This window comes from Shewanella sp. MSW (genome assembly GCF_007636515.1).
Lineage (GTDB): Bacteria > Pseudomonadota > Gammaproteobacteria > Enterobacterales > Shewanellaceae > Shewanella > Shewanella indica.
Map to the genome: position 1 here is coordinate 193,879 of NZ_LVDR01000004.1, position 21,675 is coordinate 215,553.

The 21,675-nt window shown below is 50.3% G+C and carries 22 protein-coding genes and 1 pseudogene; 19 read left to right on the forward strand and 4 right to left on the reverse strand.

The features are described from left to right. The first annotated feature begins 27 nt into the window (after positions 1-27). The 18 genes and pseudogenes from AYI96_RS20275 (at position 28) to AYI96_RS05870 (ending at position 15,603) form a co-directional block, all read left to right on the forward strand. Complete coding sequence (locus AYI96_RS20275) at positions 28-681, forward strand: hypothetical protein (protein ID WP_186300020.1); 654 nt, start codon at positions 28-30, stop codon at positions 679-681. Between the two features lie 10 nt (positions 682-691). Beyond that, positions 692-1,126: a gp436 family protein gene (locus tag AYI96_RS05790; protein WP_144361177.1), complete on the forward strand. Its 435-nt coding sequence runs from the start codon at positions 692-694 to the stop codon at positions 1,124-1,126. Then, complete coding sequence (locus AYI96_RS05795) at positions 1,126-1,665, forward strand: phage virion morphogenesis protein (RefSeq protein WP_144361178.1); 540 nt, start codon at positions 1,126-1,128, stop codon at positions 1,663-1,665. Before AYI96_RS05790 ends, AYI96_RS05795 begins: the two co-directional genes overlap by 1 nt. Continuing rightward, complete coding sequence (locus AYI96_RS05800; protein ID WP_144361179.1) at positions 1,662-2,255, forward strand: hypothetical protein; 594 nt, start codon at positions 1,662-1,664, stop codon at positions 2,253-2,255. The genes AYI96_RS05795 and AYI96_RS05800 overlap by 4 nt, the downstream gene beginning before the upstream one ends. 24 nt (positions 2,256-2,279) lie before the next feature. Beyond that, positions 2,280-2,462: a DUF2635 domain-containing protein gene (locus AYI96_RS05805; protein ID WP_144361180.1), complete on the forward strand. Its 183-nt coding sequence runs from the start codon at positions 2,280-2,282 to the stop codon at positions 2,460-2,462. Positions 2,463-2,464: 2 nt separating this feature from the next. Continuing rightward, positions 2,465-3,943 carry a phage tail sheath subtilisin-like domain-containing protein gene (locus tag AYI96_RS05810; protein WP_144361181.1) on the forward strand — a complete coding sequence of 493 codons (1,479 nt, stop codon included), beginning with the start codon at positions 2,465-2,467 and terminating at the stop codon, positions 3,941-3,943. Positions 3,944-3,959: 16 nt separating this feature from the next. Then, positions 3,960-4,313: a phage tail tube protein gene (locus tag AYI96_RS05815; protein ID WP_144361182.1), complete on the forward strand. Its 354-nt coding sequence runs from the start codon at positions 3,960-3,962 to the stop codon at positions 4,311-4,313. Next, the gene (locus AYI96_RS05820) at positions 4,313-4,666 is read left to right on the forward strand and encodes a phage tail assembly protein (RefSeq protein ID WP_144361183.1); all 354 of its coding nucleotides are present in this window, start codon (positions 4,313-4,315) and stop codon (positions 4,664-4,666) included. Before AYI96_RS05815 ends, AYI96_RS05820 begins: the two co-directional genes overlap by 1 nt. Before the next feature lie 209 nt (positions 4,667-4,875). Further along, entirely contained in the window at positions 4,876-6,546 is a 1,671-nt protein-coding gene (locus AYI96_RS05825; protein WP_222116201.1) for a hypothetical protein, read from the forward strand. A gap of 11 nt (positions 6,547-6,557) precedes the next feature. After that, positions 6,558-7,880 (forward strand): DNA circularization protein, encoded by a 1,323-nt coding sequence (locus AYI96_RS05830; RefSeq protein WP_144361185.1) that lies wholly within the window; start codon positions 6,558-6,560, stop codon positions 7,878-7,880. Positions 7,881-7,886: 6 nt separating this feature from the next. Next, positions 7,887-8,966: a phage baseplate assembly protein gene (locus AYI96_RS05835; RefSeq protein ID WP_144361186.1), complete on the forward strand. Its 1,080-nt coding sequence runs from the start codon at positions 7,887-7,889 to the stop codon at positions 8,964-8,966. A gap of 4 nt (positions 8,967-8,970) precedes the next feature. Continuing rightward, positions 8,971-9,579: a phage baseplate assembly protein V gene (locus AYI96_RS05840; protein ID WP_144361187.1), complete on the forward strand. Its 609-nt coding sequence runs from the start codon at positions 8,971-8,973 to the stop codon at positions 9,577-9,579. A gap of 7 nt (positions 9,580-9,586) precedes the next feature. Next, the gene (locus tag AYI96_RS05845; protein ID WP_144361188.1) at positions 9,587-10,039 is read left to right on the forward strand and encodes a phage GP46 family protein; all 453 of its coding nucleotides are present in this window, start codon (positions 9,587-9,589) and stop codon (positions 10,037-10,039) included. Next, positions 10,029-11,096 carry a baseplate J/gp47 family protein gene (locus AYI96_RS05850; RefSeq protein WP_144361189.1) on the forward strand — a complete coding sequence of 356 codons (1,068 nt, stop codon included), beginning with the start codon at positions 10,029-10,031 and terminating at the stop codon, positions 11,094-11,096. The genes AYI96_RS05845 and AYI96_RS05850 overlap by 11 nt, the downstream gene beginning before the upstream one ends. Positions 11,097-11,116: 20 nt before the next feature. Continuing rightward, a complete protein-coding gene (locus AYI96_RS05855) occupies positions 11,117-11,665 on the forward strand; it encodes a YmfQ family protein (RefSeq protein WP_260852956.1) in 549 nt (182 codons plus the stop codon). A 63-nt stretch (positions 11,666-11,728) separates the two neighbouring features. Beyond that, positions 11,729-13,231 (forward strand): hypothetical protein, encoded by a 1,503-nt coding sequence (locus AYI96_RS20280; RefSeq protein ID WP_186300022.1) that lies wholly within the window; start codon positions 11,729-11,731, stop codon positions 13,229-13,231. 90 nt (positions 13,232-13,321) lie between these two features. Continuing rightward, positions 13,322-14,239 (forward strand): annotated as a pseudogene (locus AYI96_RS05865) (sensor histidine kinase); the annotation flags it as partial. Continuing rightward, positions 14,236-15,603 carry a sigma-54-dependent transcriptional regulator gene (locus AYI96_RS05870; RefSeq protein WP_144361191.1) on the forward strand — a complete coding sequence of 456 codons (1,368 nt, stop codon included), beginning with the start codon at positions 14,236-14,238 and terminating at the stop codon, positions 15,601-15,603. The pseudogene AYI96_RS05865 and the gene AYI96_RS05870, both read left to right, overlap by 4 nt. Here AYI96_RS05870 and AYI96_RS05875 read toward each other — a convergent pair. Further along, positions 15,582-16,844: an MFS transporter gene (locus tag AYI96_RS05875; protein ID WP_071239202.1), complete on the reverse strand. Its 1,263-nt coding sequence runs from the start codon at positions 16,842-16,844 to the stop codon at positions 15,582-15,584. The two genes, AYI96_RS05870 and AYI96_RS05875, sit on opposite strands and share 22 nt — an antisense overlap. A 145-nt stretch (positions 16,845-16,989) precedes the next feature. On the opposite strand from AYI96_RS05875, the gene AYI96_RS05880 reads away from it, so the two are divergent. Beyond that, positions 16,990-17,871, forward strand: a complete 882-nt coding sequence (locus AYI96_RS05880) for a LysR family transcriptional regulator (RefSeq protein WP_039033787.1) — start codon at positions 16,990-16,992, stop codon at positions 17,869-17,871. A 53-nt stretch (positions 17,872-17,924) separates the two neighbouring features. On the opposite strand, the gene AYI96_RS05885 is transcribed toward AYI96_RS05880, so the two are convergent. The 3 genes from AYI96_RS05885 to AYI96_RS05895 all read right to left on the reverse strand — a co-directional run bounded on the left by AYI96_RS05885 (position 17,925) and on the right by AYI96_RS05895 (position 21,664). Further along, positions 17,925-18,386 carry a hypothetical protein gene (locus AYI96_RS05885; RefSeq protein ID WP_144361192.1) on the reverse strand — a complete coding sequence of 154 codons (462 nt, stop codon included), beginning with the start codon at positions 18,384-18,386 and terminating at the stop codon, positions 17,925-17,927. A 10-nt stretch (positions 18,387-18,396) separates the two neighbouring features. Beyond that, complete coding sequence (locus AYI96_RS05890) at positions 18,397-20,514, reverse strand: S8 family serine peptidase (RefSeq protein ID WP_039033785.1); 2,118 nt, start codon at positions 20,512-20,514, stop codon at positions 18,397-18,399. 703 nt (positions 20,515-21,217) lie between these two features. Next, the gene (locus AYI96_RS05895; RefSeq protein WP_039033784.1) at positions 21,218-21,664 is read right to left on the reverse strand and encodes a hypothetical protein; all 447 of its coding nucleotides are present in this window, start codon (positions 21,662-21,664) and stop codon (positions 21,218-21,220) included. Positions 21,665-21,675: the final 11 nt, after the last annotated feature.

Consider the following 21,675-nt stretch of genomic DNA (forward strand, 5'->3'; position numbering starts at 1 on the left):
TCAAACTGAGTTTAAAAGGAGCTCAACGTGAGTGGAACGAAAACAACTAAAGGCGCTGGTCGCCCCCGGAAAACTGCAGCAACTGCAACCGGGCAAACAGTGGCAGAGAATTCTGCCATCAAAGAGGCGCAAGCCAAATCGGACGAAGCTTTAGCCGAAATAGAAGCCAAGGCCAAGGCTGAAGCAGAGGCACAAGCCAAAGCCGATGAAGAAGCCAAATCCAAGGCCGAAGCAGAGGCGCAAGCCAAAGCCGATGAAGAAGCCAAAGCCAAGGCCGAAGCAGAGGCGCAAGCCAAAGCTGATGAAGAAGCCAAGGCCAAGGCCGAAGCAGAGGCGCAAGCCAAACAAAACGGGAGTAAAGATGAAAGCGTGGATCTATCGCAAGGTGATGCTGGGGCTGCTAAACCTGGCGCTGATGCTTGCACCCTTCTTGGTGCTTTCGAAGTACGTGCTAAGTCGGACGCTGGCTTTTGGCGTAGCGGCGTGCAGTTTCATCGTCTCAAGAAAACGCTGGTGCTCATGGTTGAGCATGAAGCGGATGCGGCTGCGGGAGTTCATGCGCAGGGTTATGAGTCAGAGCAGGTGGTATTGCTCACTAAAGAAAAAGCGCAGCGAGTATACCGGGAACCCAACTTGATTGTTGAACCCGTTGAACTCGAAGACTTAGTCGACCAGGCATGAGGTAACGCGGATGGCAACTTATGCAACCAAGCAAGACCTAATTGATCGCGATGAGTCAATGCTGTGGAACTTCGCCATCGACAGGGATACCGGCGAACTGAACGATACCTATATCAACCAGGCGCTTGAACAAGCGGATGAAGAGATAGACTCGTTCCTGGGGCGTCGTTACGTGCTGCCACTGCCGTCTGTACCCGGGATCTTGAATAAGATTGCCATCCTCATTGCGTTCTACTGGTTGGCTGATAGGGATAACCAAGCCACGAATCTTCTTGAAGATCGCTACAAGATGCAACTGGAAACGTTGCGCGAGATAGCATCCGGCAAGCGGGAACTCGGCCTGCCAACCATTGAAGCGCCCGCTGAAAGCAGCGTTGGCAAGGTGGAGCTGGTACAGGACAACGAGCGCCTGTTTACCCGGAACAACTTACGGGGCGTTCTCTGATGTCTATCAGTATGCAGGTCACAGGTACCGAGCAGCTACAGCGCTATCAGCAGCTGCTGGAAACCCTGGGCAACCCCAAGCATAAAATGGCGCTGCTCGACACCCTGGGCGCCGTGGTTGAAAGCCAGACCAGGAGACGTATCGCCGATGAGAAGCAAGCGCCTGATGGCAGCAGTTGGCCCGATTGGTCTGCTCCGTACGCCAAGACTCGCCACGGTAATCAGTCATTGCTGCAGGGTGAAGGTGATCTGCTCGACTCCATTCAGTATCTGGTTGAACGTGACCAGGTTCGAGTGGGCTCACCATTGCCTTATGCGGCTGTGCATCAAGATGGCTTTGCAGGTTCGGTACAAGTTGATGCTCATACTCGTGTTGTCAGTCAGGCATTTGGCATGGCTATCGCGCCGCGCACGCAATTTATTTCAGCATTCAGCCGGGTGATGAATATTCCTCAGCGCCAGTTCCTGGGGTTGAGCCGTGATAATCAAACCGAGGTGTATGCCGTGATTGGTGACTTCTGGCAGGAGCTTATGCAATGACCACTAGACCTGATTTCAACCTTGTCGGCTCTACCGTGTACGCCTGTAACAAGGTGGTGGAGTACCTGAAACCCCTGCTCGAAGGTAGCGAACGGGATCTCGATAAGGTGGAAACTGTTGAGCGGCATATTGGCCGCTTCAACACCGCACAGGATGTGAAGCGCTGGCTGTCAAAACGTGATGGCGGTATCCGTATTGCCGCCCTGAGCGTAGCCAATTACCAGCGCATTGGTGGGCGAATTGTCGGTACCGTCAATATGGCGGCCTATGTATTTACCGCCGAACGCTTTGCCTACCCCAAGGACACACTGGCCGAAGTCATCGCCGGCAAGCTGGTTGCCGCCATGATGAATAAGTTGTCACCACCGGAGGCGTATTCGAAGGCCGACAATTTCCGTGCCGACAACTTGTACAGCACAGGTATCGATGAGCTGGGCATTGCGTGCTGGGCCGTGAGCTGGTCACAGCAGTGGTATCTCGATGAAGCCATCGACCAGGCTTCGCTGGATGACTTCCTCCGCTTTGGCCTCTCCGGTGAGCTGGCAGACGGTGCACCAACCATTGACGGCGTAGTAGACCTGCCGCAATAGCGGTATCAAAACAGGAAATGGATCATGTTGATTAACGTAAAACCTGCAAACAAAGCCGTGCCGGTGCGCAAGCCGGACGGCAGCTATCTCGCCGAAGAAGGCGAAAACGTTACCCGTTCATCATTCTGGGTTCGCAGACTCAAAGATGGTGATGTGGTGCAACAGAAAGCCACGGCCAAGCCAAAGGCTAAAGCGAAAGGAGAATAACCATGGCGTTAGGCAATATCCCCAACGATATCAAGGTGCCGCTGGTCTATATCGATATCGATAACAGTCAGGCGCTGTCCGGTACCCCGGCACTGGCACAAAAGGTGCTGGTGATTGGTCAGCAGTTGGCCCCTGGTACGGCGACAGCATTGACACTGAACCGGATAACAACCAGTGAAAGCCAAATGGATTCGCTCTATGGCTATGGTTCAATGCTGTCACGGATGCTGAAAACGTTTCGTCAGTCCAATGGCTATACCGATGTTTACGCCCTGGGCGTGGCCGACCTTGGCGGCAGTGCGGCCAAAGGTGAGATTACTGTCGCAGCGGTAACGGCCAAGGCAGGTGTTATTGCACTGCTCATCGCCGGCGAATCTGTGCAGGTTACGGTCAACGATGCAGATGATGCAGACACCATCGCGGCGGCAATCATCGCCAAGGTAAATGCCAACGTGCACTTGCCGGTAACTGCTGCGTTGAAAGCAGCGACTACCGATACCGTTGAGCTCACCTGCAAATGGACCGGAACCACTGGTGATGACATCGATATCCGCTACAACTACTACGACGGTGAAGTGTTGCCAACAGGCGTCACCCTCACCCTGGTCGAAATGACCGGCGGCGCAGGTACCCCGGATATGGATGCGGTGATCGCCGCCATTCCAAACGAGTGGTACAACCATATTGTGATGCCGTTCAACGATACCCAGAGCCTCAACAAGCTGCGTGACGAACTGGTGACCCGATGGGGGCCGCTGAAGATGATTGAGGGCATAGCCTACACCGCATTCCGTGGCACCTTTGCCGAGACCGGTGCATTCGGTACCGCCCGCAACGACTACCTTTTCACTTGCATGGGTACCAACAAAGCGCCCCACTCGCCCTATGAGTTTGCCGCGGCTTATGCTGGCCAGGCGTCTTACTCCTTGGGGATAGATCCGGCGCGGCCATTGCAGACCTTGGTGATGACAGGCTTGCTGCCACCCGCCAAAGATGTGCAGTGGGACAGCACTGAACGCAACCTGCTGCTGGGTGATGGTATTGCCACCTACATGGTGACCCCGGGCGGCGAAGTGGCCATTGAGCGCGAAGTCAGCATGTATCGTGAGAACGCCTTTGGGGATCCTGATCCAAGCTACTTGGATATCACTACTCCGGCCACGCTGGGCTACCTGCGTTACTCACTGCGCACCATGGTGACCAATCGCTTTCCGCGCCACAAGCTGGCCAATGATGACGTGCTGGAGCGCCTTGACCCAGGCCAACCTGTGGTGACGCCCAAGATTATGCGCGCCGCCATTCTGGAACTGGCCAATAACGACTGGGTACCCAAGGCGCTGATGGAAGACTTTGAGGCGTTCAAGGACAGCCTGGAAGTATACCGCGATGCCGGCGACCAGAACCGCCTTAACTGCGTGTTCCACCCAGACATCGTCAATCAGCTGCGTATCTTCGCCGCATTGATGCAGTTCAAACTCTAATTAGGGAGCTATCACAATGGGACAAATCCTTGGTGAAGTGATTATTCGTGCCAACAGCAAACAGCTGAAAACGAAAAAGGGTTCCACTCTTAGCCCGGGCGGCTATACCCGTACTCCCCATGTGGGCCCAGGCCGCGTATGGGGGCAGTCGAACGAGTACACGGTACCCACCATTGCCGTGGTAATCGCTGCTGATGAAGATGTGGATGTGCTGGAGATCAACAATATTACCAATGCCACCCTCACTTGGGAGGGTGATAACGGCGTTGACTATATGATGACCGACTGTGCTCCGCAGGCTCCATTTACCGTGTCTGACTCAGGGGAAATTACAGGTACGTTCCAGGGCAACCGGGTGGAGCGTATCTGATGGCAATAATGACCTTTGAACTGGAGCACGGTATCGAGTCAGACGGTGATAACGGTAAGGTCATTCACAAGGAGGTCGGCTTGCGAGAGCTGGCCTCCGGTGACTATATCGATGCGCAACTCGCCGCTGAGAAAGTGGTGGTTCAAGACGGCAAGGCCATTGCTTATACCAGTGATGTGCTCTATGGCTTGGAGTTACTGGTGCGCCAGGTCGAATACATTGGCCGTATCCAAGGGCCAATCAATATCAAGACCCTGCGCAAGTTACATCAGGATGACTTTAATTTGCTGCAGCACAAAGCCTCTGAGCTGGATCAGCTTATTGCCGAGGAGCTGAAAAAGCGGGGGCGATAATAAGGCGCTGGCGGAACTTTGCGAAGGCCTGCAGTTGGCGTTGTCTTCAAGGATCCCGCTTAGCGTCTCATCTTCAATGTCATTCCGTCAGCTTTGGCGCAGTTTTTCAACGTTAAGAGATATGATTCATGGCCCAGCAACTTAAAACCGACATCATATTGAACTTGGCCGGCAACCTTGCCGCCAAGGCGCGTCAATATGGCAACTCCATGAGCGACTTTGCCAAGCGAAATGAAAAGGCAATGACCCTGGTTCGCCGTAGTACCGATGCTGCTGGCCGGGGTATTGATGCGATTGGTAACCGCTATGTGGGTTTGGCTGCCGGGCTGGTAACTGGTGCTACTGTGCGCAACATAGGTAACTTCTCTGAACAGATGACCCGCATAGGTACCAACGCCAAGCTGACAGATGAGCAAGTATCGCAGTTAAAAGGCAATATCTTGTCGTTGGCCAATCAGGCCGATATCCGCATTGATACCACGGCATTCGCGGCGGCTGTTGATGAACTGCTGGGAAAAACAGGTGACTTTGAATTTGTCCTTAATAACCTGGAAAACATGGGGCTGTTCATGCAGGCCTTTGGCGCAGATGCTAAATCAAGCGGTGCGCTGTTTGCCCAGTTCCGCGAGAAAGGTATTAAAGACGCCAAGCAGGTAATGAATACCATTGACGACTTATACAGTCAGTTCGCCATCGGTAGCGTTAACGTAAAAGACCTGGCATCTATTTCAGAGCAATTGTTCGCGACATATCAAAGCAAAGGTACCCAGGCAATAACGCAAATGTCGGCATTGGTACAGCTGTTTGCCAAGGCCAAGGGTAATGCGAATGAATCATTGACATCTATTCAAGCCGTATTCGCGACCTTCTCTGATAAGAAAAAGGTGGAATTTTTAAATAGGCAGGGAATAGAGGTATTCAAAAAAGGTACCAAGGAACTGCGCCAGCCTGTTGAGTTGTTGCTGGAGGTTTTGGATAAAGCAAAGAATGACCCATTGAAGCTAGGTGATGTATTCGACCAAACAGCCATTCAAGGTTTGTCGTCATTATATTCGCAAGAGAATAAAGAGTTGTTGCAGAAGATGACAACATCATCAGGTGAATATGGCGAAACCCAAAAAGCCGCAGCAAAGAATGCTGCCGAGTTTAATAACGCAATAAAGGCGCTCAATACATCATTCAATAATTTTGCCGAGAGCCGCCTCTCTCAACCTATTAAAGACCTCGCCGATGCTATTAACGGTGTTGACCAGGAAACCATTGATAACTGGCTCAAATGGGGGGAAACCGCTCTGTGGGTTGTTGGTGGTTTGGTTGCCGCCAAAAAAGGCCTTGAGGTTGCAAGCGATATCAAGAATATCTTCGGCAGCAAAGGTAAAGGCGCGGCAAGCGGTAAAGGTGGCTTTTCGGATTTGGGCGTAATGCCTGTGTATGTGGTGAATATGGGACAGGGCGGCATGGGCGGCGGTATGCCGGATGTTGCCGGTGGTTCCAACCAAAAAGGAAAGGCTGGCGGCGGTGCCAAATTATTCAGCATGCAAAATCTTGTGGCGCTTGGCACAGTCGGTTTTGGCCTGAGCCAGGCGGAGAACTTTCCCCTGCTTAAGATAGGACGTACCAGCGAAGAAGAAAAAGCCCTGGCTAAATCCTATGGCCTTGTGGCTGAACCTGGTTTGATGGACGCCATTGACGGCATTAAAAAATGGTTGGCCGGTGAAATGAAAACGGTTGCCGACCCTAATGCTGACATCCGCAATATGGTTAACGGTATTGGTGGCCAGTTGAACCTCAAGTTGGACTTATCAGATAACAGACCAAGGTTAACGGTAGAAAAAGCGCCACCGGGTATTACTGTGGATCCCGATACAGGTATCAATTAAAGGGGCTGTAAATGGCATTTGAAGATCGTTTGTCAGCATCCTTCAGGGGTGTTGAGTTTTTACTGGAAGAGGCCGACGGTGAAAGTGGCCGCCGCGCCGTTCCCCATTCATATCCCAAGAAAGAACTTGGCTATACCGAAGACAACGGCAAGGTGTTAACCCGGGAAAACATTACCGGACGGGTGCTGGGTGATGACTATTTTCAGCAGCTTGATGCGATACTGACTGCGCTAAACCAACCCGGCCCGGGTGAACTTGTTCATCCCTGGTTTGGTATTCGTAAGGTGCAGATAGGCCGGGTTAGCCACAAGTTGGTTAATCGAATTGATGGTACCGCTACGTTTAGCTTTGAGGTGTTTGAGGTGGGTGAAAACCTGTTCCCCAATGCCACCTCAGACACAGCCACAGAAGTTAATACCGAGGCGCAAAGTACCCAAGTTGCGATTGAACAGACCTTCGCCAACGAGTTTGATACCGATGCCCTGGATGGCGTCGGCGATATGGTGGACTTGTTCCTTGATGATATGGACGAACTGGCGCGGGGCTTGCCTTCGCTGCCGGATGAACTTCGCCAGTGGACAGACAGACTTGTTCGCACCAAGGACTCTATTGGCAACTTATTGGCACAGCCTGGCGAACTGGCCCGCGAAACCATGGGTTTGTTGGAAGACATTAAAGGCGTAGTCACCGACCCAATCCGGTCACTTGAGGTATACAGAAACGTACAGAACCGCTGGCAAGGTACCCGTGCAGAGCTGGCAGTAACCGGTGGCCTGGCCAGAGATATCAGCAGCGATGGCGGCATGGCAGCATCGGTACCTAAAGTATCCAATCCGACCAAGCAGGAAGCCATTCTTGCCAATGCCGCGGCATTCAAAACGCTGGTGCTCAATAGTGCTGCAGTATCTCAGTGTTCGGCTTTGGCAGAGGCCGACATAGTGCAGAAACTGGATGATCAACCAGAGATTGTTGAAAGCCTTTCCGGGGCCGAGCGTAATGCGATTCTTACCGGGCAACAGCTTAAGTCGATAGGATACGGTATCGCAGAACAACTGGCTGATTACGCAGCAGCTGCGGTTGAGTCAGGGAGCTCTGCGGTTTGGCGCCAGATGCGCAGGTTACGTCAGGCGGTGTTGGCTGATACCAGAGCTAGGGCGGAACTGCTGCCGCAGGTAAGTATCTACCGTGCAACGACTACTGTTCCCGTTGCTTTGGTGGCATGGCAGGAAACCGGCAATACAGAACGGCGCGATAGCATAGTGAAAAGAAATGGGTTTTCAAACCCGGCTTTTATTTTGCCAACTGATGATGTTGAAGTTATTTCAGGGAGTTAATTGATAATGGCAGAAAACATTATATTGAAAGCCGGTGGTAATATTTATCAAGGGTGGACAAAAATATCAGTTACCCGTTCGCTTGAAGCTATGTCTGGCACATTCGATTTGGAATTAACGTGGAAATGGCAAGGGCGTCAAGGGCAATATGAAAAGTTCATGGAGCCAATAAAGCAGGGGCAGCAATGCACAGTTGATATCGGCAGCGAGCGAGTAATTACAGGTTATGTTGACGACTGGATCCCAAGCTACGATGAAACAACCGTCACTATTGCGGTGTCTGGCCGTGATAAAACTGCCGATCTTGTTGATTGTTCAGTCGACTACCCAAGTGGTCAGTTCAACAATCAAACTCTGACCCAAATAGCCAATGCGGTGTGTAAGCCATTTGGCATTGAAGTGATTGTAAATACCGATATTGGCGAACCATTCCAACGCATTCAAATTGAACAGGGTGAGACCCCGCACGAGCTGCTTTCACGCCTGGCCAAGCAACGAGGCGTGCTGCTAACCAGTGACACCTTTGGCAACCTGGTGATCACCCGCGCCAGTAAAGATAGAGCCGGTGTTGCCCTTAGACTTGGGGACAATATCAAGGCAGGCCGAGGGCGCTTTAGTTGGCGGCAACGGTATAGCAATTTCAAGATTAAATCAGTTGGTGGTTCATGGGGTGAACAACTAGATTCTGCTGCTATTTCAACTGTTGGAGGAGTGGAAGCAGAAATTAAGGATGGAGATATAGGCCGTTATAGACCGTTAATTATTATCAATGAAGAAATAACAACTGCAGAGGGAGCTGCCCTGCGCGGAAAGTGGGAACGTCAGCGTAGTGTTGCGAAGTCAAACAGCGTTGAATATACGGTGACTGGCTGGCGGATACCGCAAACAGGCAAGTTGTGGAACATCAATCAGGTTGTGCCTATTACTGATGAGATTATGGGATTGGCTGAGGATATGTTGATTGCTTCGGTGATGTTCAGTGAAGACGATAATGGCCGTTTAGCGATAATCAGTTTGGTGAGACCAGAGGTTTTTGATATTCCAGCCAAGCTACCTGCCAAATTGAAATCTGATTGGAAGACCTGACACTATGAATCAATTAACAGTTCGTTACATTGATAAGCTGCTGGCACCCATACGCCGCAGGATAACCGGCATGCTCACTCGTGCACTGGTAACCGGGATTGTTGAAGACTTGCAGCGGCAGAACCTGCAGCTGAAGATGCACGCCGATGAGTCAGGTGACAATATCGAACGCTTCCAGAACTACGGCATGAGCTCATATCCACCAGTGGGTGCTGAGGCGATTGTGGCGGCCCTAGGTGGTAGTTTATCTGGACTGGTAGCCATTGCCGTTGAAGATAAAAAATATCGGCCCCATGGTGAAAATGGTGATGTTTTTATATACCATCTTGAGGGTCACAAAATCCGCTTGACCCAGGCAGGCCAGATAATCGTTACAGCAACCGACGTTATTTTCGAAGCGGCCAACTCCTTCACTATTATTTCCCCTGAAACATTAATTCAAGGCCCGTTACATGTGACAGGTGGAATATCAACAGACCTGGGGATTTTCGCTTCAGGTGGTATCACATCAGATAGCGTAGTAACCGGCTTAGACTTGTCGGCCAATAACATCTCGTATCTTGGGCATATTCATCAGGACGCAGAAAGCAGGCCGACATCGCCACCGGAATAGGTTTGTTATGAGCGTTAGCATCGTGCTGGACATGGTGAAAAATGCAGGTGTCATCATCGAGGGAGGAAATATCAATGGCGAAATTTCCTCCCTCGTTTTGATCTCATTGTTTACCGATGCCAGAGCTGAAGACTCAGATACGCTGCCTGATGGTTCAGGAGACCAGCGAGGATGGCCTGGCGATACTTTCTATGATGCACCTTGGGGCTCAAAAATATGGTTGCTGTATCGCGAAAAGCTGACCGACGAGGTGCGCAACAGGGCTGTTAAATATGCACAAGACGCTCTCGCATGGATGTTGGCTGACCAAGGCAATGGTGTCTTGGCTAAGTCTGTTGTGGTGACCGGCTCCATTCCACGGTTTCAGACCCTGGCCTTGAAGATTGTGATCACTAAGCCTGATGGTGAGGTGATCTCATTTACAGCGTCGAAGAAATGGGAGTCTCAACGTGCCATTTAATGTACCTACACTGCGCAGCCTGGTAGAAAGTGGCTTAATTGATATTGAAGCCTCGTTGGATACCGTTTTGCCTAAGTTCGGTATCGAACAGGCACTGAACGCCGCAGTAAGCGGCAGCATTCGCGATCTCTATGATTATCAAAGTTGGATAGTTCGCCAAATCATTCCGTCTTCTGAATCAGAAGATCAAACCATTATCGATACCGCCCGTTATGAGGGTGTGATCCAGAAACTGGCCACCAGTGCCGCAGGCTCTGTGACCTTTACCGGTAATGTGCCTATTCCCGTTGACACTGTGATGACACATTCAGATGGCCGCCTGTATCGGGTGACGCTATCGAATGCGCCATCCGGTGGCTCTGTGGAAGTTCAGGTTGAGGCGGAGGAAACCGGAGCAGCCGGCAACTTACTTGCCGGGACGGTATTAACTCTGGTTTCTACCGTGCCAGGTATTCAACCAAATGGTATTACCAGCGACATAACGGGTGGCGCAGATCTTGAACCCGTTGCCCAGGTGCTGGAGCGTTTGCTATTCCGTAAGCGCAATCCGCCAATGGGCGGCGCTGTTCACGACTATGTGGCCTGGTGCCGCGAAGTTCCCGGGGTAAATCGTGCCTGGGCCGTGGACAACTACCAGGGCCCGGCGACAGTAGGCTATGCGTTTGTTTTTGATGATCGCCCCGATATCCTGCCAACTTATCAAGACCAAGTGGCCATGGCTGACTACATCTACCGCCATCCTGATCCTGCAACTGGTGCTGACGTTGGACGGCCTGGTGGTATTGAAGCCGTATACATTCCACTGGTGCTGAAAACCACCGATTTGGATATCACTTTGACGCCGGATACCGCCGAACTGCGCCAAAGCGTTATGACCAGTGTTAATAGCTATTACAACACTCTCAGCCCAGGCGAAACACTGCTTCTTGCCGGTGTTCGCACGGCTATTGGGGCAACTGTAGGTGTAAATAATTACCTGCTGGATCTAAATGCAGATGTCACCGCTTTATCAAACGAACTGCATGCACTGGGGGCCGTGACATGGGGCACTCCGTAGAGCAATGGACTAACTCAATAATGGCTCAGATGCCTCGCGGCATTCTGTGGCCAAGAGAAGTGCAGCTGGACCTGAGCAAGTATGCAGCTGGATATGCACCACGTCTGGAAGGCGCGGAGCTAAGTGCTGATGAGCTGCTTAATGAAATGCGGCCAGAGACGACTACCAAGTTATTGGATGAGTGGGAAGAGTATCTTGGTCTCCCTGAGTGTAAAACTGACCTTGGGAACAACATTGAATACCGTCGCTATGCAGTAATCGAAAAATACCACCGCAAAGGCGGCTTGCAAGCATGGAACGTTCAGAAGTTAGCGACAGATTTGGGGTTCACGGTAGAAGTTGATGAGACATTCCCGCATCACTGCCTGCGTTCCTGCGTTTACCCATTATGGGAACAGAAATACCGGCACATTATGCGTGTGACCGTATACGGCATTCCTGGGGCCTATATGACGTGCTTGGATGATGTATTGACACCGCTACTGACGTCCGATGCCGGCGTGCTTGAGTGCACGTTGAATCGCTACAAGCTCGCAGGCTTGTACTACGAGTTTTACTACGCCGTATAGGCAAGATTTTTACTAGAAAGCCGCTTTGAATAGCGTTTAAACAGGTTTAATTGGAGAGTTACCATGCATCCGTTACAGAATGGTTCACAAGCCGAACAGCGCCCAGCCAGCAAGCCACTAACAGGCCTAGCAGGCTGGTTTACTGAGTCAGGTGAAAACAATGTTCCCAGTTACCCTGGTGCTGATTGGTTCAACCACAATATTGCCGAGTTTAAGAATCTCCTAGACTCTCAAGGTATAGTTTTTGATCCTTCTAGAGAAGACCATCTTAAACAAGTTATTCAGTATATTGCATATCATCAATTTGGGTCTGACCAACTCACTCGCCAACTGGCCGTTGACATTAACGGTAAGAATTCCTTTATTGATGACGGTTTTAAAGTAGTCCCACGTGGCGCGATAAACACTTTTGGCGTTTTACCAGGAGCTGCTTATGTAGGTGGTCTCCGCGTAGAGCTAGATGAAGAGCAAATAGTAACAACAGAGTCTTATCCTAAAAATGTTTATGTAGACGCTTATTTTGATGGTGATGTCTCAAACGTTTGGGAAACAAAACAAACGCTAATAATTACCGATGATGTGCTTGACGACTACATTGACAACAATGGCACCGCTCATTACGTAGTGAAAATCGCTATTATTACAGCATCGAATCAAGTAGAAGATTTGCGCAGTTACTTTGGAGTGGTCAAGCAATTAAAAGTAATTAACGACGATGATAGTTACTTATCATCATCTTATGCTACGGAGGTTTACGGTCGCACGAAAACTGAACGAAATGAATCAGAAGTAAGTTCTAATAGGCCTGTAGCTTGGTCGTATCAATTCCATATATCACCACCGACTAAGCCAAACCAAACTACCGACTTTCACGGAATGGACATTTACGGTGATGTCGGTGAATCGTCAAATTCATTAGACTTATCTAACGTTAGGAATTATTTATTTGAGTCAAAAGCGAGTTACACTGGAAGTGGAAAATTAGCGGCCAATTACGGCGGATTTTTTGAGGCTAATAATTACGGTCCTGGCGATCTTGGGCGTGCTGTTGCTTTACGTCTGTGGGCGAGAAACCAAGGGATAGGGAATGTCGGATCTCTGTACGGCATAGATATTACGGCCCCTATAAATAACGGAAGCGTCACAGACTCATATGGCATTTACATAGGTGACTTCCGGGTCGGAAGCGGTAACAACTACGCTTTGTTTAGTGAAGGAGGTGACGTTAGATTTGATAATGGCGATCTTTTTTCTGGCGGTAGCATATCGCTTCCATACAAAAGCGATGATTCAAACAGGTTAATCCAAAAGGTCTCCGGCTTTTCTGGCGAGATCACCCTTTTATCAGTAGATGGCTGTACGGCCTTTAATCTTAATTACACTTTCCCTGATCCTAATTCTTTAGCTTATAAATTTAAGCTGAACGAAACGACCATCATGAGCATCACTAGTGAAGGTAAGATCAACGCTAAGTCTATCAACTTTAGTAACATCCCAACCTCGTCCGCGGGGTTAAGTGTAGGCGATGTGTGGAGCGACGGAGGCATATTAAAAATAGTTGAGTAAAGGTTTTCAATACGGGATAGTAGGAGGAAAGACTGCTAAAGTTAGCAAAGATACAGCTGCTCAACTTAATAGTCTTTTTTGCTCACTTTTCTCGGCTCGCTACACCCTTTGTATCGTTCACTGCCCCCTGTGATGCTGCTGTCCGCCAGTATCTTTCTGTTGCTGGCATTGGGTCTGCTGTTCAGTCTCGAGCGGCGCCGTAACCTAAGACGCATGCGCCAAGCCCAGAGCCAGCTGGAACATAGGGTCAAAGAACGTACCCGGGAGCTGGAAGATGCCAACACCCAACTGAAACAAACCCAGGATGAACTGATCCAGGCCGCCAAGCTGACTGTCATCGGCAGTCTGTCTGCCAGCATCAACCATGAAATCAATCAACCATTGGCGGCGCTGCGCAGTTATGCCCAAAACACTCAAACCTTTCTTGGTCGGGGCATGCATGACAAGGCGCAGGAAAACCTGGTCACCATCATCAGCCTGACCGACCGCTTGGCGGAAATAGTTGCCCAGTTCAAGAGCTTCACCCGTAAGAGCCAGGGCCAGGACAAGCCCACCAGTATCAATGAAACCGTGCAGGAGGCGCTGACCATAGTGCATCCGGAAATCGACAAACAGGGTATCCGGCTCGAACTGCAGCTCCCGGGTAAGCCCTGGTGTTTCTACGGCGATAAAATACGCCTGCAACAGGTACTGGTGAACCTTATCAGCAATGCCATAGTCGCCATGCAACGAGTCGATGAGCGTTTGTTGATCATCAGCATCAGCGTAGAAGATATGCTGTGTATCCGAATTCAAGATTCCGGCCCCGGCGTCAACGAAAGCCAGATGGAGAAAATTTTCGAACCCTATTTTACCACCAGCCAACGACAGGGATTGGGTCTGGGACTCTCCATCTCCCGCCGAATTGTCGAGTCCATGCAGGGCTCCATCAGCGTCGCCAACGCCGCAGAAGGCGGCGCTGTATTTCAGATCCTGTTGCCTCTGTACCACGGCGAGGAAACCCAATGAGCGAACAAGAATACACTGTCCTGATCCTGGACGACGAACCCCATATAGGCACAGTGCTGAGCCAGTTATTTGAACTCGAAGGCATCAGTGCCAAAGCATCGACTCAACCGAAAGAGATCTTGCGCCACCTCAGCCGTGACTGGATGGGAGTAGTCATTACCGATGTCAATATGCCCGGCATGGATGGCATCAGTGTTATGCAGCAAATCAAACAGCTGGATGCCGATCTGCCGGTAATACTGATCACCGGCTTTGGCGATATCGCCATGGCGGTCAGCGCCGTTAAACAGGGCGCCTACGACTTTCTGGAAAAACCCTTCAACAATGAACATATATTGGACGTCGTCAAGCGGGCACTGGAAAAGCGCAGCCTGACGCTGGAGAACCGCAAGCTCAAGCAGGAGCTGGAATCCCAGAGCCTGCCAGGCCCCAGGATCCTCGGCAACAGTCCGGGGATCCGTCAGATGCGCCATCTCATCCACCAGGTGCTGGATACTCCGGCCGATATCCTGATCGAGGGTGAAACCGGCACTGGCAAAGAGTTGGTTGCCCGTTACCTGCACGATCACAGCCCCAGGCACGGCGCCAACTTTGTCGCCATCAACTGTGGTGCTATCCCGGAAAACATCATAGAGAGTGAGCTGTTTGGTGCAGAAGCAGGAGCCTTTACCGGCGCCGACAAGACCCGGATAGGCAAATTTGAGTACGCCAACGGCGGCACCCTGTTCCTCGATGAAATTGAGAGCACACCTATGGCATTGCAGGTCAAGCTGCTGCGTGTACTGGAAGACAGAAGAGTCGAGCGTCTGGGCTCCAATAAATCCATAGCGCTGGACATCAGGGTGATTGCCGCGACCAAGGTCGACCTCAAAGAACTGTGCCGCCAGGGCAGCTTTCGCGAAGATCTCTTCTATCGTCTCAATCTGGTGACTGTAGCCATTCCGCCGCTGAGGGAGCGACGGGAAGATATTCCCTTGCTGTTTCTGCACTTTGCCCGTATCGCTTCAGCCCGTTACCACAAGGCGCTGATTGCCCTTGGCGGTGAACAGCAGGCCCGTATCAGTACCCATGAATGGCCCGGCAATGTGCGCGAATTGAGAAATCTGGCGGAACGTTATGTTCTGCTTGGTGCCGAGGCTGCCTTTGCCGGCGCCATAGGCAGCAGTGACAGTCTGCAAAGCGGCATGTCACTGACTCAAAGGGTGGAGTTTTTCGAAAGACTGCTGATTGAAGAAGCCCTGGCGCACAACAAGGGCTCCATCAAGCTGACCATGGAACAGTTGGAGCTACCGCGCAAGACCCTCTACGACAAGATGCGCAAATATGCTCTTGAGCGTAAAGACTACCTCAACGATGCCCCCTGAGGCGTATCCATCTCCTGGCTGAGCGGCTGTTTTTGCCGCCAGCCAAGGCGCCAGACCGCCAGCGAAGTCAAAAACAGCAAAACCATGGATCCCATCACCACACCCTGCCACTCTCCCCGCTGCCAGAACAGCATCAAAAAAGGGCCTCCCATTGCGGCGCCAAGGTAATAGCAGCACAGATACAATGAAGTGGCCTTGGCCCTGTGGCTGCTGGCGCGCATGGCCACAAAGGAGTTACAGCAACTGTGGGTAATAAAGAAACCGCAGGAGGTGAGCAAAAAGCCCACGCAGATCCACACCTGGGTATCCAACACAGTCAGCAGGCTGCCGCACAACATCAGCAGCAAGGAAATTCTGAACAGAGGCAACTGCCCGTAACGGGCAATCCACCTGGCGGTATAATACGATGCCAGTGTACCGCTCGAATAGCAGAGGAAGATCAGCGTCGCCTCAAACCGGCTCCAATCATAAGGCGGTGCCATCAAGTGCAACTGAATAAAGCTGTACTGGTTGACCATCATCATAAATGCCAGCCCACCAATAAGGTAAGCCAGTCGCATTTGACTATCCTTGAGGTGATGTACAAAGCCCCGTAAGTCTTCACTGCCACCGCGCCAGAAACGCCACTGTTTCGGCAACCGTTCTCGCTTGGCAGCGCTGACGGCATTGGGCAGCAAATAACTGACCAATGCCACCCCAAACAGACTCACCGCCAGCAGCAGCCACATGGCATCCTGCCACAATAGATGTTGCGACATCAGCCCGCCAAACAGCCGACCGATAATGCCACCGAAACTGTTGGCGGTAATGTAAACCGCTGCGGCTTTGAGCATGGTCTCAGGTCTGAGTTGCTCCTTGAAATAAGCCATGGCGATAGCCGGCACAGCCGCCAGCAATATCCCCTGAAGCAACCTAACCGCCACCAGCGCATTGAAGTCTTTAACAAATACCAACAAGATATTGGACAGCGCCAAAGCCCAAAGGCTGATAATAATCGGCTTGTGACGGCCAATCCTGTCCGAGACTATGGCATAGCCAAGCAAGGAAAATGCCAGCGTAAAGCTGGTGACAGACAGCACCAGAGTCGACTTGGCCGCCGTTACCTGAAAATGCTCGGCAATCAAGGGCAGCATCCCTTGCATCAAATACAGATTGATATAAACCACCACTGATGCCACGCACAGTGCCCAAATCAAACGGGTATCACGCGCATGCCGGCCAACGGCTTTGACCTTAGTCACTCCGACCTCTTAAATTAGCAAAGGATTCACCAAACAAGATTAGCACCGGGCGGCGCATAACAATAATAGATAAATAATATCGATTTTATCAATTTTTGTTATGATTAATAACTTCCTCAGGATTATCGCAAGAGTAAGGCGTGACGTGGACATCAGACAACTAAAACACCTGGATCACCTGGTTAAGTACGGCAGTTTTACCCGGGCGGCAGAGAAGCTGAATTTGGCCCAACCCGCCCTCAGTCAAAGTATCAAGCGGCTGGAGCAATCGCTCGGCGTCACTCTGGTCAATCGCAGCGGCAGTCGCCAGGAAAGCGGCATTCGCCTCACTGCCGAAGGGCTGGCGCTGCATCAACACGCGGTATTGATCCTCAAGCAACTGAATCAGGCAGAAGCCCATATCCGAGCCATGGCCGAGCTGGCAAAGGGCGAAGTGCGAATTGCCGTGCCCGGTATGTTGGGCTCATTCTACCTGCCGTCACGGGTGATGGCCTTTCGCCATCAGTATCCGGATTTGAAACTGTCGCTGTTTGAGGGAGGCACCCGCGATGCCCTGAGGATGCTGGAACAGGAAGAGGTGGATATAGCGATTATCACGGCCCAGGACCTCAAGCCCGAGTTCGAGTCCTGTTTGTTAATTAGAGAACAGATGGTGGTAGCTTCAAGCCCTGAACACCCCTTGGCCACAAACGAGGCCGTAACGCTGGAGCAGTTTTTCGCCCATGAGTTGGTGATGTTCAAACCCGGTTATTTTCATCGTGAATGGATGCTGAGCCGAGCCAGAGAGCTGCAACTCGAACCTAAGATCGCCTTTGAAACCAATCTGATAAACCTAATAAAACAGATTGTAAGTCAAGGATTTGCCGTCACCAGCGTGTTGGAAATGGTGGTCAATGAAAGAGATGACATCATCGCCCTGCCCTTCGCACCGCCAGTGTATCTCGACTTGCATATTGCCTGGAAGAAACAGCGCCCGGTAAGCCAGGCCGACCGGGCCTTTGTGGAGTTTTTGCTGGCCAATAAGTAACAGGCCCGGTGGGACCCGGGCCTGTTTGTGTTTTAGTGGATCATCTCAGCGGCTCACATAGGCTCTTGTTTAAGTACCGCCCTATCCAGCTTGACTCTCATCACTTGCGGATCCCGCTTCAGCTTTTCGAGCACAGCCAGGAGATCGCTGCCTTCTCTAGCGGCCAACACCATCAGTTGAGTGTCATTTTGCCAATCCAACCTCAGGCCTGAATCGGCAGCAAAGGTCGCGGCATCAACACCTGGCTTAAGTTTGACCACCAACTTTCCGGTCACGGTCGCAAAAGGCTCGCCGGCCTCTGTCACCAGTTGCTCTCCCTGACTCAACCTGCTGGCTTTCTGCACACCTTTGTCTGTCTTGATATAAAAGGTATCCTTAAGCCCAAGGAAGTCAGCTCTACTGCCCTGTTGCCGATACTGCTCGCCGTTATCTTCAAAAGGATTTTTATCATGCGCCATCGCAGGAGTCGCCAAAAGTGTCAGTCCCATGACTATCATTACTGTTGAAATCTTCATCTGTTACTCCTTAAGATGCTGCCTTGGCCTTGTGGCCATGAAAACGAATGGACCAGCCCTTCAACATACCGTTACTCTCATTGGGAATACTGATATAGCCCTTATCATATTTGATAAACCGATATTCACCGCTGTTCACATCTATCAGCTTAATGGTCCACACGCCTTTGGTGTTTTCACCATAGAAAGCATTTGAGAGCATAGGTGTCTTATCATAGCCTTTGACCAGATCATTCGGATTATTGGGATCCATCACGCCCTGATACACCATGCCGTTGAAAGGCGTCATCAACACACTTCGGGTACCTGCCGGAGACACCAGCTCAACCGCCAGATCAGGAAGACGCAGGTGATCGGCGCTGAGCTCAATCTGCACCGCTTCCACCACCATATCCTCGGCAACCTCAAGAGAGTCTGACACCCCGGCAATATTGGCGTCCGGAATCGCCTTATCAAGCTCCATTTCACTGGCAATCCAGTCTGTCAACAGATACTCACCCAAGTCTGCCTTGTAGTCCTTGGCCATAGCGACAGCTGCACTAACATCTACCCGACCAAAGCCATACTCATTGTGGAAATGAAATCCTGCGGCATTGTCCTGCCAGCCTGAGATAGCCTCATAAACAGGCGCGTCGTCGCCCTCACCGATAGCAACCGTCTTGGCGGGTATATCGGCATCCACCTTGGTGGCAGTTGCAGCCAGGATATGGCGAATATCACGCCAGGAAAGAGAGGGATTGGCACTCATAATCATGGCGACCGCACCACTGGTATTGGGCGCCGCAGACGATGTTCCGTTCATACTAGACGTGTAATCACATTCCAAATTGAGTGGATGCTGACCACCATCAAACGGTGTTGCCGGGCGCTTCTGAATAACTGACCAGCCCTTGTCACAGCTGGCTCTGTCCGCGGTCACAATGGCGGGATCATCATCACCATATTCCCCACCCGGCGCAGTAACGAACACATTGGAGCCTACAGAAGAATAGCTTGAGCGCTTACCGGCTGCATTGATTGCCGAAACCACTAAATTAAATACGTTGGCGTTGTCGGTAGACATATTGGAATTATGGAAGGGCAAACCTTGGTTGGGCACTTTACCTTCCTTTGGCGCGCTGAAATAATCTCCGGGGATCCAGTAAGTATTGAATGCTCTATAATATGCATAGCCATTACCGGCAGACTTGACGAAGATGCTGCCCTTGCCGTCAAAACTGTCTTTGGTAATAGCACCATAGACCTCATATTCATCTTCATCGAATCCATGGGGGAAAGGCACTGAATAACCATAGCTCTGGTTAAACACCCTGGCATTGTCACTGTAAGCACTGGCGCCATGGGACTTGGCGAAATTTTCAAAGGTTTGTACGCTCTTGACCTTACCGCTGGGATCCCAATCCAGGAAGTTAAAGCCGATAAGACTGGCTTCAGGCGCAACACCGCGCCCCCCTATGCTATTCCAACCGGCAGCGGCTATGATCCCACCCACCGCAGTACCATGCGCAGCACTATCGGCAAATGGCGTCGGGTCAATAGTGCCAGTGATCAGATTATAGGATCCGCCCGCAATCACATTGGCACTGAGATCCGGGTGACTGATCTCCAGACCATCATCCACCACAGCAACAATAACGCCTTTACCGGTAACACCTGAGGCAATGGCATCACTGACATTCATGTCTTCACCGGCCACACCGCGATTCTTGGCGAAGGCATTTTGGCCTGTGTTTTTCAAATGCCATTGATGTTGATACAGAGGGTCGCCACCGTCAATACGCAATGTCAGCGTTGAGATAGACTCGCTCTTGCCGTCACTGACTTTGAAGCGCACGACTTCTGTGCCTTCCAACGCATCTGTCTGGTAGCTGAAGTTGCCCTTGGCCGCGTCATTGATGGTCAAAGTCCCTAACTTGACTTCGCCGGGATCCACTAACGAAAAGGTTATCCCTCCTTCGGCATCTCTTCCTTCCAGTTGTCCATTGAGGCGTACCGACTGACGAACGTCATAGGTTACATCCCGGCTTTCCGGAGGTGTATTAACCGGCTCAGGCGCTTTCTTGCTGTCACTGCCACAACCCGCCAATAGGGCTGCAGCTATGCTCAGTGAAATAATCGACTTATGCATGCTTCTTTTCCTTTTGATAATAAAACGTCATATCGCTGAAAACTGGTTTTCGGAAACAGCTAGTTAATAGGTATGACGTACTTCTTATTGTTATAACCTGAGAGAAACCAGGCGTTAACATGAGTAACACACAATAGAGTCGTTTCAATAGCAAAGGCAGAGGTTGGGAAAAGTCCTACACAAAATTAGAATTAATCCGTTTTTATCGATTTGTAAAAAATGATGAAAAATCAAGCCTCGAAATACTTTTTAAAACTACAACAATAATTAAAATGAACATTACTTAACCAAGGATTTAAACAGATAAAAAGTGGATTAAAGACAATACTAAAACTATCAAACACACCATTAAAAACATTACCATATGAAAATATGGCAATTAAAAATAGCTTTAATTATAAATTGCCAGCCATCTTAATGCTCATCCCACTTAATGAAGTTATTTGTTAAACATACAGATTTCCGCTACCATAAAAAGCTCTTTTACAACACTATTCAATCCCAGCATTAAACCTGTAACTTACACTGTACACTTAAAAAGATATACCCTGCAGGGTTCTAATCCTTTACAAGAATCAGAACCTGCAGGTACGTCTATAACCCAGCATGTCACAACAGCGGCTATCAATATCAACCTATTTTAATAGGATTCAGTATATCTGCTCTGTGCTAGCCAAGAATGTCACTAGTGGTTATTTATACTTTACCAAGGTTGATAGAAGTCCTGTGCCAGATCCAATTCTGCTCTGAGAACCTGTGGATTCTGTTTTATTGAACCCAAAACCTTTAATAAATCGCTTCCATCCGGTGCGGATAACAGAAGGAGGTTGTTATCACTTCGCCAATCCAAATGCAAATTATGCTGTTGAGAAAATTCGGTAGCCGAGACACCTTCTGCCAATTTTACAATGAATTTTCCTGTTGGAATTGCAATAACATCACCAGCAGAATCAACCAAAGGCTGTCCCTTTGATAAAGTTTCTGCCTTTACAACTCTATCATTAATTTTCACCAATGGAGTATCCACGTCATAAACTTCGGGAGCTACTTTATCCAACAAAGAATCATCACTCAAAAATGGTCTAGCCTGTACTGTCATAGACATGGCAGAAATAAGTAACGAAACAACTATCACTGTAATATTTTTCATACTACCCTCTC

Coding starts and splice junctions, on each gene's coding strand:
- AYI96_RS05790 (WP_144361177.1), top strand. CDS start 692: ATGGCAACTTATGCAACCAAGCAAGACCTAATTGATCGCGATGAGTCA.
- AYI96_RS05795 (WP_144361178.1), top strand. CDS start 1,126: ATGTCTATCAGTATGCAGGTCACAGGTACCGAGCAGCTACAGCGCTAT.
- AYI96_RS05800 (WP_144361179.1), top strand. CDS start 1,662: ATGACCACTAGACCTGATTTCAACCTTGTCGGCTCTACCGTGTACGCC.
- AYI96_RS05805 (WP_144361180.1), top strand. CDS start 2,280: ATGTTGATTAACGTAAAACCTGCAAACAAAGCCGTGCCGGTGCGCAAG.
- AYI96_RS05810 (WP_144361181.1), top strand. CDS start 2,465: ATGGCGTTAGGCAATATCCCCAACGATATCAAGGTGCCGCTGGTCTAT.
- AYI96_RS05815 (WP_144361182.1), top strand. CDS start 3,960: ATGGGACAAATCCTTGGTGAAGTGATTATTCGTGCCAACAGCAAACAG.
- AYI96_RS05820 (WP_144361183.1), top strand. CDS start 4,313: ATGGCAATAATGACCTTTGAACTGGAGCACGGTATCGAGTCAGACGGT.
- AYI96_RS05825 (WP_222116201.1), top strand. CDS start 4,876: ATGAGCGACTTTGCCAAGCGAAATGAAAAGGCAATGACCCTGGTTCGC.
- AYI96_RS05830 (WP_144361185.1), top strand. CDS start 6,558: ATGGCATTTGAAGATCGTTTGTCAGCATCCTTCAGGGGTGTTGAGTTT.
- AYI96_RS05835 (WP_144361186.1), top strand. CDS start 7,887: ATGGCAGAAAACATTATATTGAAAGCCGGTGGTAATATTTATCAAGGG.
- AYI96_RS05840 (WP_144361187.1), top strand. CDS start 8,971: ATGAATCAATTAACAGTTCGTTACATTGATAAGCTGCTGGCACCCATA.
- AYI96_RS05845 (WP_144361188.1), top strand. CDS start 9,587: ATGAGCGTTAGCATCGTGCTGGACATGGTGAAAAATGCAGGTGTCATC.
- AYI96_RS05855 (WP_260852956.1), top strand. CDS start 11,117: ATGGCTCAGATGCCTCGCGGCATTCTGTGGCCAAGAGAAGTGCAGCTG.
- AYI96_RS20280 (WP_186300022.1), top strand. CDS start 11,729: ATGCATCCGTTACAGAATGGTTCACAAGCCGAACAGCGCCCAGCCAGC.
- AYI96_RS05870 (WP_144361191.1), top strand. CDS start 14,236: ATGAGCGAACAAGAATACACTGTCCTGATCCTGGACGACGAACCCCAT.
- AYI96_RS05885 (WP_144361192.1), bottom strand. CDS start 18,386: ATGAAGATTTCAACAGTAATGATAGTCATGGGACTGACACTTTTGGCG.
- AYI96_RS05890 (WP_039033785.1), bottom strand. CDS start 20,514: ATGCATAAGTCGATTATTTCACTGAGCATAGCTGCAGCCCTATTGGCG.
- AYI96_RS05895 (WP_039033784.1), bottom strand. CDS start 21,664: ATGAAAAATATTACAGTGATAGTTGTTTCGTTACTTATTTCTGCCATG.